At 33.8% G+C, this 13,560-nt stretch carries 11 protein-coding genes; 10 read left to right on the top strand and 1 reads right to left on the bottom strand.

Features of this window, described 5'->3' with window-relative positions:
• Positions 1–113 precede the first annotated feature (113 nt).
• The gene (locus tag ACYQ73_RS05020; protein WP_460011434.1) at positions 114–962 is read left to right on the top strand and encodes a CPBP family intramembrane glutamic endopeptidase; all 849 of its coding nucleotides are present in this window, start codon (positions 114–116) and stop codon (positions 960–962) included.
• Positions 963–1,210: 248 nt separating this feature from the next.
• Here ACYQ73_RS05020 and ACYQ73_RS05015 read toward each other — a convergent pair whose 3' ends face one another.
• On the bottom strand, positions 1,211–2,083 hold the full coding sequence (locus tag ACYQ73_RS05015; protein WP_460011433.1) for a glycine betaine ABC transporter substrate-binding protein: 873 nt from the start codon (positions 2,081–2,083) through the stop codon (positions 1,211–1,213).
• A 1,443-nt stretch (positions 2,084–3,526) separates the two neighbouring features.
• Here ACYQ73_RS05015 and ACYQ73_RS05010 point away from each other — a divergent pair.
• From ACYQ73_RS05010 to ACYQ73_RS04970, 9 genes are all read left to right on the top strand, one after another.
• Positions 3,527–5,020, top strand: coding sequence for a helix-turn-helix domain-containing protein (locus ACYQ73_RS05010; protein ID WP_460011432.1), 1,494 nt, complete (start codon positions 3,527–3,529; stop codon positions 5,018–5,020).
• A gap of 28 nt (positions 5,021–5,048) precedes the next feature.
• Positions 5,049–5,225 carry a hypothetical protein gene (locus ACYQ73_RS05005; protein ID WP_460011431.1) on the top strand — a complete coding sequence of 59 codons (177 nt, stop codon included), beginning with the start codon at positions 5,049–5,051 and terminating at the stop codon, positions 5,223–5,225.
• 361 nt (positions 5,226–5,586) lie between these two features.
• Positions 5,587–6,585: an HD domain-containing phosphohydrolase gene (locus tag ACYQ73_RS05000; RefSeq protein ID WP_460011430.1), complete on the top strand. Its 999-nt coding sequence runs from the start codon at positions 5,587–5,589 to the stop codon at positions 6,583–6,585.
• A 118-nt stretch (positions 6,586–6,703) separates the two neighbouring features.
• Positions 6,704–8,680 carry a methyl-accepting chemotaxis protein gene (locus ACYQ73_RS04995; protein WP_460011429.1) on the top strand — a complete coding sequence of 659 codons (1,977 nt, stop codon included), beginning with the start codon at positions 6,704–6,706 and terminating at the stop codon, positions 8,678–8,680.
• Positions 8,681–8,891: 211 nt separating this feature from the next.
• Entirely contained in the window at positions 8,892–9,461 is a 570-nt protein-coding gene (locus ACYQ73_RS04990; protein ID WP_460011428.1) for a manganese efflux pump, read from the top strand.
• Positions 9,462–9,692: 231 nt separating this feature from the next.
• A complete protein-coding gene (gene isdC, locus ACYQ73_RS04985; protein WP_460011427.1) occupies positions 9,693–10,313 on the top strand; it encodes a heme uptake protein IsdC in 621 nt (206 codons plus the stop codon).
• On the top strand, positions 10,313–11,773 hold the full coding sequence (locus ACYQ73_RS04980) for an NEAT domain-containing protein (protein WP_460011426.1): 1,461 nt from the start codon (positions 10,313–10,315) through the stop codon (positions 11,771–11,773). The genes isdC and ACYQ73_RS04980 overlap by 1 nt, the downstream gene beginning before the upstream one ends.
• A 49-nt stretch (positions 11,774–11,822) precedes the next feature.
• Positions 11,823–11,990: a hypothetical protein gene (locus tag ACYQ73_RS04975; protein ID WP_460011425.1), complete on the top strand. Its 168-nt coding sequence runs from the start codon at positions 11,823–11,825 to the stop codon at positions 11,988–11,990.
• A 279-nt stretch (positions 11,991–12,269) separates the two neighbouring features.
• Positions 12,270–13,550 (top strand): NEAT domain-containing protein, encoded by a 1,281-nt coding sequence (locus ACYQ73_RS04970; RefSeq protein ID WP_460011424.1) that lies wholly within the window; start codon positions 12,270–12,272, stop codon positions 13,548–13,550.
• Positions 13,551–13,560 lie beyond the last annotated feature (10 nt).

Raw genomic sequence — 13,560 nt, 5'->3', positions numbered from 1 at the left:
TGTATGTTATTTGTTAATATTGCATATAAAGTATATATACAATATTAACAAATGTTGTGCGAAGTTTATAGACACACTTTAAACAATGTAAAAAACTGGGAGGGAGTTGATGTATGAGATGGATACTTTATATCCTCGCTGGATGGTCAACATTAGTCGCTAGTCTGTTCTTAGCTTCAAGTTCTGGTGAAGTTTCTGCACAGTTGTTCGGCTCTTCAAGATATACTCAATATTTGATTCAGGGGCTTGTGATGAGCGGGTTAGTTGTCCCTATTATTTTGTATGTATATCAGCATGTCTATCGGATGACTGGAATAAAACCGGATATTCCAGTATATTCCTTGAAAAGACTATATCATTTTATTACTGGGGTTTTCTTGGCGATTGCACTAGCTTCATTGGGCTTCGTTATAGCCAATTTTCAAGGATGGATAGTCTTTGAAAATTGGCATCCCTCTGAACAGTGGTTAGTTGCATTAATCATAAATATTTTATTTGCTTTTTTTTATGAAGCTTTGCCAGAGGAATTTGGTTTACGAGGTATGTTATATGATGTATTACGTTATAAATTCGCTACTTGGTTATCGGTATTACTTCAAACTTTACTATTTGTATCTATCACTATAGCAGTTGGCCAGATTCAAGTGCTTGTTGGACTTACTCCAGGAGTATCCATTAACATCTTTTATATCATATTAATTTTTTGCTTTGGAATATGTTTGCAGTTGCTCCGTTTGTGGACCGGAAGTCTCTGGACCTCGATTGGTTTTCACCTCGCATACTTAGAAATCATGAGGTTTGCTATCTCTCCACATCAATATGGCGTACCACCAATCATAACCTACCACGAATCAGTGCCTGGAATTGGCCTCTTAATCTCTATTTGTATGATGATTATTGGGGGCATTATTGTATCACTCTTTATACTAGGTGCGAAGCGTTTTATATGGAAAAGTACATAATTTGAACCAAAACGCTTTCATAGATTATTTGTTTCAAATGTTTAACAATCGCAGCATAAAACAACAAAGTCGATTCCATATTGTACTGGGAATCGACTTTGTTTTTCGGCTGAACATCTAACGACAGAATTTCAACGTTTTAATTATTTTCTAAATACCATCAACTAAAGTGCAGAAGTATTGTTGTTTTTAATTCTATTCCTAATATGTAAAATCGCTAGAAGAGTATATAAAACTCATCATTTGTATTATTTTACATCCTTTGTCCACTCTGAAACTTTATCTTCATTTTCTTTAATCCATTTTTTTGCTGCATCTTTAGGATCAGCACCTTTCATAATATCAAACATAACACTTTCAATATCCTCTGAAGTCCAGTGGAAGCTATTAAGAACACTATATGCTCCCGGATTATCCTCTTTTAATCCTTTACGTGCAAATGTACCAATATATTCTTCGGCTCCGTATATACCTTTAGGATCGTCTAAATATTTTAAATCAAAAGCGTTAAATTTCCAGTGTGGAGACCAACCAGTAACGATGATTTCTTCATTTTTCGCAATGGCTTGAGTAAGGGCTGCTGTCATTGCGCCTCCAGATGAGGTCACTACATTCCAGCCTTCGAGATTACTATATTCTTTATAAGCATTTTCCGTAGTTGCTGTCATATTTGCTCCTGGATCAATACCCGTTATCGTTTTACCAGCTTCATCTGTTAAATCTGCAATAGAATTTACATCCATATAGCTAGGGACAACTAAGCCAATTTTTGCACCTTCAAGGTTTTTACCTAAATCTACTATTCTATCTTTGTACTTTTCAACTTGTGGGGCATGTGTTTGTGGTAACCAGGCTGACACCATACCATCAACCTCTCCTTTTGCAAGTGCTTCCCACATAATTCCGTTATCTAGTGGTGTTAGTGTTACATCATATCCTAAATCCTCTAGCACTTGTCCTACTACGTTTGTAGAGGCAATTTCAGTATCCCACTCAACATAGGCTAAGTTCACTTCATTTTTTTCTTTATTTTTTGTGCCTTCACCATCTGAGCTACAAGCAGTTAATACGAACATTAAAGCTAAAGCCAATCCTATCTTCACTAATTTACCGACTCTCATAAAATTTCCCTCTCTTTATTATAGGATGAGATATATCTAAATATTAACAAGTAACAACTTAAAGTTATCAAAGGGTTGTTACTTTTGTCAAATTGGCTTTGATAGAAAATATGTATAAACTGTGATAGCGAATGATAGAAAAAGTATCCAAAGCTAACTTCTAATCTTCGAAATTATGTGGAAATATATAAGATTGTTCTTTTAGGTGAATTCAGATGGGAAAAGCGAGTATTTTATGTTAATTCATATGTATTTGATACATATCGAGGTTATTAAAGTAAATAAAATATCTTTCGGTTTTAGTTAGTGAAAGGACCAAATGGTGCTGGTTTTGATGAAACTTAAAATTGCAAGAAAAAAGATTATCAATATTTGCTCGAAAACTAACAAATTTTGATTTTATCAATTTTATAATGAGTGATAGTTGAGAAAATGAAGGGCGGTCTGTTTTAGAAATAGGGGATAGAGTGTTAAAGGAAACGTTAATTATAAATGTAGAGATATCAACAAATTTATAAAAATCAAGTGTTAAGACAGGACATTCTTCATGTTTTTTCAACTAATTTGATTGAGTAAAGTTTCATGGGTGTAGTATCAAAAGATATAACGCTATGCGATAAATGATTGGAAGCGGCCTCATCGTTACTGTTGATTCCGTCACCAACAAATGCTCAGAAAACTCGTGCCCAAATGGCAAAAATGATGTTGCTCGCATTTCGCTAAACGCCAGGAAGCGAGTAGATATTAGCAAATCAAAATTGCATTAGTCGATGCAAACGATACTTTTTTGGACCAAATGGAAACTTAACAAGCGCACGATTTACAGCGTTTATGTACCGAGCACTTGGTTTATAAGTATTACCATGAAGGGAGATGTATGATAATTTGATACATCTCTTTTTCTGTTTGACAACGTGTTCAATTCTACAATTAACCTATATAGTCTGTGGATGAAATTTCAGGGAAAAGCGTAAAGAAACACCCTTTCACGATTGAAATCCAATAGATGATCTAAAAAATGAAGTCTTAAGATGAAAAAAACTAGAATTGACAATCCAAAATAGGTAGAAGTTCTGAATGAAATATAGGATTATCATATTTTGCTTCAAAACGAACAAAAAGTGATTTTGTTTGTTTTAAAATGCCTGTTATAGTGTAAATATCCTTGAAAACAAGAGGATTTAACCACAGTTTCTCAAAATGAGTGAATTTGATGAAAACAAGCTGCAATTGTTGTTTAGAAGAGTATTTAATGGAAGTGTTTATCGGCAATATTAATTAACTATAGTAGCTATAAAGTATCGAGAATATTGCTTTTTAATGTTTAGTGTCATAAAAAATGGGGAATAGAATGTATTGATAAAAGTTATATAAGCTAATCTAATTCAAACTGTTAGTATGACACAGCTGGGGTTTACTGGTGGAAGGCATTGAGGTGTTTTTATGTATAATTTTTTAGATCGTACATCTTTACAAAAGGTGAATATTCTACATCATATTTATGAAGGACAGAGGTTATATTCAAGTTTAGAGTTATCTCAAATGATGGATATGTCTGAAAGAACAATTTTGAAAATGGTAGATGAAATAGCCATTGATTTAGAATTTATTACAAAATCTGCTGTTATCGAAAAAGAAGAGCTTAAGTATTTTCAATTAATTTATAAAGACAGTTTTTCTATGAAGACTATAGAAAGATATTACTTACAAAACTCATTAACATATAAAGCTTTTGATGAGATGTTTTACAATAGGTTTTTTGATATTAACATGTTTGTTTTGGATAATTTTACCAGCCCTGCATCCGTGTATCGACGAATAAAAAAAGTTAAGCCTTTGTTAGATCAGTTTCAATTGACGTATACATCTTATGCGGAAGTCAGTCTTGAAGGAACTGAAAAGCAGTTTCGTTATTTTTACTTTTTGTTCTACTGGAATTCGTGTTGGGGAGAGGAATGGCCATTTGCTCTAGTTTCTAGAGAAGAAATACTAGAATTAATGGAGGAAGTAGACATAGCTTATTCCGAACAACTTTTATATTGGCTGGCCATTTGCATATCACGCACAAAATTAGGTTGCTTAATTGAATATCATCCAATGTATGCTAACTTTATGAAACATCATTATAACTATGAGCCATTATCGGAAAAAATTAAGTATATATTTAAAGAATTTACTGATTTATCAGATGAAGAAATTGAATTAGAAACAATGTTTTCATTTTCCATCATTAGTTGCATGCGTCATTATCAGAAAAAAGATAATGCTGTAAGTTTGTTGATGAACTTTGCACAGCATCATAATCAGGAATTATTTATCCAAGCGACTATATATTGGATGGAGATATTCATGGATCATTTTTCAGTTACTTTAGATGTAGAAGAATATGGGGCACTCTTTGTAAACTTAATGCATCTTCATTATTTTATTTTATCTTTTTCTGGTCCAGCTAATTTATTTAAAGAAGATCTTTATAAAAAGCGCTTAGAAATGCATGAAACTGCTCAAATAGAAATCATGAATCAGTTTTATGATCGACTATTGGAAAATGAGTCCTTCGCCATCGTATTTAAACGCAGAGAAATATTAATTGGTCGATATCATAAATTACTCAAACAAACAATTGATTTTGTAGATAGAGCTAAAATCAAATTAAAAATATTTTCAATGATAAATGATGAGCCTTATCTATTCAATCAAATAAAACGTCTTTTTATCCATGTAGAATTATGTGCTGAAGATGAAGAGGCGGATTTAATTATAACAGATCGTTTATATTTAAATATTAACAAAGACTTAGAAGATATATTTGTATGGAATTCAGTTCCTCCAAGAAGCGATTACGAAAGGTTATCAAAAAGACTACAGGAAATCTATTTTAATAAGTATCAACAGCCAAATAAGCTATTATTGAAAACTTTATTAAGTGAAGTATAAAGAAAATAAATCGATAGGGGGTCGATTCATGTACTGGAAAAATAAAAAGAAAGAGATAGATAACGGCTTTATATTACTCAAAAATAATATAAAAATGAATGTTCAACATGGTAGTGAAATAGAGAAACAAATAAAAATGATTAATTTTTCGATAGAAGAGCTACATGAAATTAAAAACTTACAGCCATTTATTGAAGAGAGTTAAAGAAAATTTAGCAGCTATTTCAGAGCAAACTAATGCGGCATTTCTGGAAGTACATAATCATTGCACAGAAATGATGGAATGGACGTAATTATGCTGAGGCATAATTAATTTTTATCTACTGTATCTAAGGCAGAAAAGTTATCAGCATTACTTGATTTGATTAATCAATCTGCTCAAGACGGAAAACCAATAATGCGAATTTTACAATCTATAAAGGAAACACAAGAACATTCACAAGAAGAGATCGATATTTTGCCAATGTTGTAAATGAGTTAGGTAAAGCATTTGAAGAAGTTGCATGGCGGCTTACCGACTTGCTAGTTTTGCTAATGATTTAAACAATTGATGAGGAGTCGTCTAAATGTGTAAAAATATACCAAATGAATTAACATATTATTTAAAATTGGGTGATGCTGTTGTAATTTTTGATGAAGATCGATTAATCATCGATGTAAATCAACAATACGAAACGATCACCGGCTATAAAAGAGAATTTCTTATTGGATTACCAGTAGAGTGTTTCAAATCGAGTGTAACACCATTTGTTATGTATAAATCGTTAAACAGTACATTAAAAAAAGGACAGCCATGGTCTGGGACAGTGGTAAATGTCAACAAATCATTAGAGCTAAGGTACTCATTTATAACGATTACTCCAATTGCAATAAAAGGAATTGTTTATTATGTAGGAGTAATGCGCTTAGCTGAACAACTATTGATAGAAGAAGTAAATCAGAACAAAATAGACCAAAAGGAGCTATTTAAATTGTTAGCTCTATCAAGTGAAATGCGCGATGTAAATATAGCAGAACATCTTTTGAATGTGCAAAAGTTATTAGAGGAATTCTTGCTAAGTCTCTTTGAAGATCGAACATATAATTTATCGTTAGAGTATATTAGTAAAGTTATAGAATACAGTGTATTACATGACATTGGAAAATCGAGTATACCAGAATCAATCCTGTATAAAACGGGTCCACTAACGGTCTATGAAAAAAAATTTATAAAGATGCATCCTCTTATGGGCGTAGATGTATTGAATAAACTATCTAATGAAATGAACAATAAAGTTTTTGATGATATAAAAATAGCTAAAAATATTATTAAATATCATCATGAGAATTGGGACGGAACAGGATATCCAATGGGTTTAAAAGGAGAAGAAATTCCTTTTGAAGCGAGAGTCATATCAATAGTAGATGTATACGACGCTTTAGTTAGTGACAGGGCTTATAAAAAAGCTTGGACAGAAGAAGAAGCTCTTTCATATTTGAAAGAACAGAAGGGTATTAAGTTTGACCCTAATTTAGTAGAAGTGTTTATCGAAAATGTTATTCATAAAAATAGTATTTTTCTATAAGTCCAAAACTTTACGGTATAGGGGAAAATCCAACTTACAACTTCCATAATTAATCTGTATTGTAAAAAAAGATGTCATCACCATAACGTGTGGTTGATTTCCATTTCGACCGGGCACTTTGTTGTTGTTGCTGACGCTACGCTTTCGCACAGAGCAAAGCTTCCCAGAGGCGTCTGATGAGCCGCTTGGGGCAGCAGATGTTTTTTGTGCGAAAGCGAAGTGCAACGTAGCGACAGCAACAGATGTTTTTTGTGCGAAAGCGAAGTGCAACGTAGCGACAGCAACAGATGTTTTTTGTGCGAAAGCGCGTTTTAACAAATATCATCCACAACTTTTGGTGATGAGCCAAAATAATAAATATAACGGAGAGGATCAAATGAAGTTTTTTAAAAATATATCGTTGGTTGGAAAATTTGGAATATTAAATACTTTTATGTTGATAGCAATTGTCATGATAGGCCTTACTGGGATATATGGCGTTAAAGAAATGAATGATAATGCAAAGCATATTTACGAAGATAATTTAACATCTGTCAATTTATTAAGCAATATTTCAATTAACCAGCAAAAAATAACTAATTTAAAGTTCAAAATTTTTTATAACTCACAAAATAATGATGAGAAAATCGAATATTACGAAAAAATAGCAGCTTTAGAAGAAGAAAATAGTCGTTCTTTTCAAGATTTAAAGAATACAAAAATGAGTAGCGAGGAAGAAAAGTTAAGTAAGAATTTAGAAGAAGTACTTGAAAGTTATAAAAGTACATTAGAATCCATTTTTCAACAAGTTATCTCTGATGCAGATGTAGTAGATGCAGATGCATTACTAAAACCACTATTAGAAATAGAGAAGCAAAGAGATAATCTTATGGAACAAATAGAAAAAATAAATATTAAAAGTGCTGAAATGAAAAGCGAAGAAAATAATATAGCATATACTAAAACTCTATATAGAAACATCGGTATTGTGGCAATAGTTTATATAATTAGTGTATTTGTTTTAATTTATTTAAGCAGATATGTCAAAAAGGCAGTCTCCAATATTAAAGATGTCATATCTGCACTTGAAAATGGCGATCTAACACGACACGCCCCGGTAATATACTCGGATGACCTTGGAAAAATCACTGAAGGATTGAACAATTCTGTTTCACATATTCAGGAACTTGTCTCTAGTGTTAGTAGCACATCAGCACAGATGAGTATTTTAAGTGAAGATTTAACTGCCACTATTGAGGAAATAACTGCTTCAATGGATGAAATTGGAATAACTACAAAGGATGTTGCTATGGGTAGTACTACACTAGGTGCAACAACTGAGCAATTAAATGCCACTGCAATTGAGGTATTAGATAGTACGGAAAAATTAAATGAGAAAACAGAATATAGTCTTGAGTTCTCCCGAAAAGTAAAAGATAGAGCTATTGATATTAAAGAAACAGCTGTTCAAGCATATAGCACAGCTCGTAATCTATACAATGATAAACAAAAGCTAGTTTTAGAAGCGATTCAAGCCGGAAAAATCGTATCCGAAGTAAAAGTAATGTCTGACACAATAGCAGATATTGCAGATCAAACAAATTTATTAGCCTTAAATGCAGCTATTGAAGCTGCGAGAGCAGGAGAGCTGGGTAAAGGTTTTGCTGTTGTAGCTGATGAAGTACGGAAATTAGCTGAACAATCATCTGAGACTGTTCACAAAATACAAACTGTTACTAGTGAAGTAGAAGAAGCATTTACGAATGTGTCTATAAATGCGCAAGAGCTTTTACACTTTATAGATAATAAAGTAACACCTGATTATGAGCTTTTCCAAAACAGTGGAATTCAATATGAAGAAGATGCTATGTACTTTAATAAATTAATAACTGAAGTGACAACATTTGTTGGAACGATGAAATATTCTATGTTAGAAATACAAAAAGCAATTGAAAATGTATCAAATGTCGCTATAGAGTCATCTGATCAGTCGAATGATATAGCAAAGAGTATTTCAGAAACTTTACAAGCAATACAGCATGTAGCGGAGTCATCCGTTGAAACCGCAAATATCGCTGAAAAGATTTCTAAACAATTGAATAAGTTCAAACTATAGGATAACAGTACCCGCGGGTAAAAGACGAAAAAACGTAAGTAATAGCAAGTCTTCCGCGGGTTAAAGGTGTTAAAGCATGTGAACTAGTCATTGAATCAAGGGCAATCACAATTTCTCCGCGATTAACTCCGTTCAAAACATAGATGAACAAAAATTTTATTCCTTCATATCCTATGTGAGAATGGATTTTACGTTATTGAGGAGGAAAAGAATGCATTGGATAGCCATCATTCTTATTGGGATAGCTGCCAACTTAGATAATTTAGGAATTGGTCTCGCTTATGGTATTAAGCGAGTAAAAATACCCATATTATCCAATGCGGTAATTGCTCTAATTTCAATGATCGTCACATACGCTGCAGTAACAGCTGGAAGCGTAGTTATTAATTTTATCTCTCCGGATTTCGCAAATTTAATAGGGAGTCTTTTACTTTGTGCTATTGGGATATGGACTTTATTATCTAGTCGCTTTTCTAAACAAGGAATATTGGGAAATCCTGAAGTATTTGATGAGGATAAAAATTATATAATTTCAATTCGAGAAGCAATGACGCTCGGCTTTGTCTTATCAGCCAACTGTTTAGCTGGAGGAATAGCACTTGGAGCCAATGGTATTTCTGCAATCTGGACAGTTATTTCTATCGGTATTTTTTCGTTCATAACAGTAGGCGCGGGCGTTCATTTTGGAGTCTTACTTACCAAAACTTTTATTGGAAAACACTCAACCGCTATTTCAGGGTGGTTACTTATTCTTATAGCGATCATTGAAATAGTTTCTTAAATATACTAGATGTCTAGTTTAGATGAAGACAAAATATAGGAAATATCACATGTTATTTACGTGATATTTCTTTTTTTTAATGGTGATTTTGACATATTGAGGACGAATTGGTTTTGCTATTGACATACACTGGTATTAACGATTATTCTTGGTAATAGAAGTATAGTTGAGAATGATTTTCGTTTTCAATAAAATGCTTTCAATTATTTTTTCAGAGGAGGCGTACAACACATGAAGAAAATAATGATGTTCGTCATGCTTGTAACTTTATTTGTATTTAATTTTGCGTTACCACAAGCATCTGCTCAACTAGCTGACGGCACACATTCGATAAAATATCAGGTCAATAAACCTGAGAACAACTCTGCATCCATTGCCAACGATTATTTTATAAAACCAGCAAAGGTCACATTAAAAAATGGGATAGCTACTGTTCAAATTACATTAAAAAAAAGTGCATGGATCACAAAGTTCCAACCACCAGGTGGAGCAACTGTAGTAAGTGAAGATAAAGCAGCTGATACTCGTACTGTACAATTTACAGTTAAAGATTTAACGAAACCAGTTGTGACATCTATGAAAATTGATATTGACGATATTAATTATCATCACGAATACAGCGTCTCACTAGTATTTGATACAGCATCTGTAGGAAGCACAGCAATAACAAAAGTATCTGATTCGAAAACTACTAATGTTCCAACAAATTCTTCTGAAAGTCATTCTTCTGAAAGTCATGTGCCGAATCCACAAACAAGTGATGCAACACCATATTTATTAATCGGGGCATTAGTTGGATCAGCATTTTTACTTTATAGAAAAAAACTACAAACAAAAACGGAGGGTCAATAATGACTAAAAAACGACAATCACGCGCAACAAAAATAGTACTAGCTTCATTGCTAGCAGCATCACTTTCAGTGCCATCATTTGCATCTGCAAAGGAAGCTGAAGTAACGACTACAAAAACGGAAGTAAAAGCAGAGGCCATTAAATCAGAGAATACTGGCACTATTGTTGATTTCCAAATCTTTAAGCCTGGTACAACAGAACCACAACCGGCAATTAGCTCTCATCTTATAACACAAGGCACAATCGTTGAGAAGGATGGAAAATTTGAGGCGAAATTAACGGTAGCAGCAAAATCTGCCCCAATGATTACAGGCTTACAAACAAAGCAAGGTGAAAAGTTTGTAGATGCTACTGAAGTGAAAAATGCAGATGGAACAATTACATACAATTTCCCAGTGGTAGCTGGTGAAGTATTACAAGCGAAAATTCACGTTGTTGTAGCTTCAGCTAATATGGACAAGTGGTATGATTTTGATTTAAAAGCAGTAGAAAATAAGGAAGTAACTACTACGGGGGAAAATGGAAAATCTGAAGAAGTTAAAGTAAATGAAGTGGCTGTCACTGTATACAAAAACGGTACTTCTGAAGAATCTATTATGAAGCAATATATTAAACCAAAAGTAGACGTATCGGTAGTAGATGGTAAAAACATAGTTACTATGACATTCCCTCAAGGTCAATATGTTAAAGGATTCACAGTGGAGGGAAAAAAAGCAACTTTAGTAAGTAAAGACGAGACAACAAATACTAGTAAGTACTCATTTGAAGTGGCAGATTTTAAAAAACTTGTGAATGCCCAGCTGCATATTGTTGTGAATGAGCCAGACAAAGGGGTGAACTATGACTCGAATCACCAAGTGCAATTTAGCTTTGCTGTGGAAGGCGCAGTGAAACCAGTGATGAATCCATTTAAAGATATTAGCAATGATGCTAATAAAGAAGCAATCTTAGCATTATACAGTAAGGGAATTGTTAAGGGGCAAGATAATTTTAAACCAAATGACAATATTACACGCTCTCAATTTGCGTTAATGATTGCTCGTTCATTAAATTTATCTTCTACAAAAGATGCTGGATTTAAAGATACAGCGAAACTTGACACAGAAAGTGTACAATCAATCAATGCTTTAGCTGATGCTGGAATTGTCATGAAAGCAGAGAACTTTAATCCAAATGGAACACTTACTCGACAACAAGCTGCAGTGATGATTTACCGTACAGTAGCGCATGTTGCAGGAAAAGAAATGAACTATGGTGATCCAAGTTTATCTTATTATGCCGATGGTGCAACTGTTACAAGTGAAGAAGCGAGAAAAGCTTTTGCGTTTCTATATGCAGGTAAAATCATGACTGGATCTGTAAATGCTGAAGGTAAAACTGTTATTAATGCAAGCAGCCCATTGAAACGCACACAAATGGCAAAAATTTTAAATGGTTCATTACAATACATGAATAAATAGTACGGTTACAGAAACTTCCTTTCTCGCTTATTAGAGGAAGGAAGTTACTGTGCTTTTAACTTCTTTCAGCAAATGTTTAAGTAACGAAAGTGAATCGGCAGTTACAAGTGTTTTAAGTAACGAAAGTGAAACGGCAGTTACAAGTGTTTTGGTAGTGAAAGTGAATCGTCAGCTAGAGATGTCTTTTGTACCGAAAGCGAAGCGAAAGGTACAGTAGTCTCCCACCTCTATGATGGAGAGATGAACTCAGTCTAAGAACGCCACGTCCTGTGACAACGACTGAGTGATCAACATCACGTTGGCCTAAAGCCTCCGGCGGATGTCACGGATTCGGAAAGGAAAATCACCCATCCATACGATAACGGCTAACTGACCTGCATCGGTGCTGCTGCCGCTACGCTTTCGCGCAAAAAACATCTGCAGGCCTAAGCACAAAGCTGATTCCGGACGCAATTATGTTGAGGCATAATTTGTATAAATTGGAGGGATTTACACAGTGAATAGAAAAACATTTCGAGTATTCATTTTTAGTACTATCTTACTGATGTCTTTTTCTCCATTTGCTTCGTTTAAGGCAAAAGCTGAAGAGTCTGTATTAGAAAATGGGAGCTATCAAGTTGAACTAAGTCTTTCATCTCTAAATGGAGTAAAAGACAATATTTTTAGCGAATTGGCGACAATTGATGTAAAGAACGGTCAGTATAGATTAAATTTAGCTATAAATAAACCATTGAGTATAAGAGATATACATATCGAACAGTTGGAAAATGAGCTTTTGTTAAGCGATCAGACTGAAAATTCAGTTCAATTTGATGTCAAGGATTTACATCAGCCTATTATCATAAAAGGCGAGATGGCACTTTCATCCTCCGAGGAATATTTCTTTTTTTCACAGGAGCTTCAATTACAGTTAACAACCCTTTCAACAATTGTGCCGAAGGATGAGGAAGCTATTCCAGAAAACGAAATCAAAGAATCTACTTCAGAAGAAATCTATGATAAGGAATGGTCCATGAATTACATATTGTTAGTAGATGGAAAAAACGAACAATCTATTATGAATACATATGTAAATCCTGTTGCAAAAATAAAAGAAAAAAACGGTAAATATTATGCACACATGACAATTTTAAAAACTATGTGGATAACAGGCTTAACCGTAGATCAACAAGGAAAACAGGTAGAACCAAAGCTTATTTCGCTTGTAGACAATGTCCGAATTGTCGAATTTGAAATTAAAAATTTTGAACAGCCAATACGAATGTGGGTGAAGGTAGATATTCCTGAGATTTCTTATCATCACCAATATTTCGTAAATCTAACATTTGATCAACAGCAGGTAGCAAAGTTTTTAAATAAGCCTTCTGTAACAGCACCCGCTAAGCAAGTACCGAGTGACAAGCCACCTGTTATTGTTAAAGAAGAAGTGAAAAAGGGACCAGTGGAAACACAACATGAGACGGTGGTAAAACCCAATCAGCTGTCAAGGCCAACTCCATCATTTCAACCTACATTAACTGTGCCAAAGGAGGAGCAGTTAGCATTTGATCGTACACTTGACGCGTCTATTGAGGATGCTGTTAAAGATGAAGCCAAGAAATCAGATGTTAATGAGAAATCTACTGAAAAAGTAGTGAAGAATTCTAAAGTCGATCAGCAGCTTGATCAGCTGAATATCATAAAGATAGTTTTGCTTGTAGTAATCTGTCTTTTGTCGGGCTGGTTGCTCGTCCGTCGCAACAGAAATTCAAAAAAAGATGTGACTGAACAGAAATAAGTAGGAGATG

This window comes from Lysinibacillus sp. CTST325 (genome assembly GCF_054665055.1).
The sequence above is the reverse complement of the archived record's forward strand: the minus strand, read 5'-3'. Positions and strand labels throughout refer to the sequence as shown.

Excerpts from the sequence above, each read along its gene's own strand:
- ACYQ73_RS05020 (WP_460011434.1), top strand. The coding sequence starts at position 114 with ATGAGATGGATACTTTATATCCTCGCTGGATGGTCAACATTAGTCGCT.
- ACYQ73_RS05015 (WP_460011433.1), bottom strand. The coding sequence starts at position 2,083 with ATGAGAGTCGGTAAATTAGTGAAGATAGGATTGGCTTTAGCTTTAATG.
- ACYQ73_RS05010 (WP_460011432.1), top strand. The coding sequence starts at position 3,527 with ATGTATAATTTTTTAGATCGTACATCTTTACAAAAGGTGAATATTCTA.
- ACYQ73_RS05005 (WP_460011431.1), top strand. The coding sequence starts at position 5,049 with ATGTACTGGAAAAATAAAAAGAAAGAGATAGATAACGGCTTTATATTA.
- ACYQ73_RS05000 (WP_460011430.1), top strand. The coding sequence starts at position 5,587 with ATGTGTAAAAATATACCAAATGAATTAACATATTATTTAAAATTGGGT.
- ACYQ73_RS04990 (WP_460011428.1), top strand. The coding sequence starts at position 8,892 with ATGCATTGGATAGCCATCATTCTTATTGGGATAGCTGCCAACTTAGAT.
- isdC (WP_460011427.1), top strand. The coding sequence starts at position 9,693 with ATGAAGAAAATAATGATGTTCGTCATGCTTGTAACTTTATTTGTATTT.
- ACYQ73_RS04980 (WP_460011426.1), top strand. The coding sequence starts at position 10,313 with ATGACTAAAAAACGACAATCACGCGCAACAAAAATAGTACTAGCTTCA.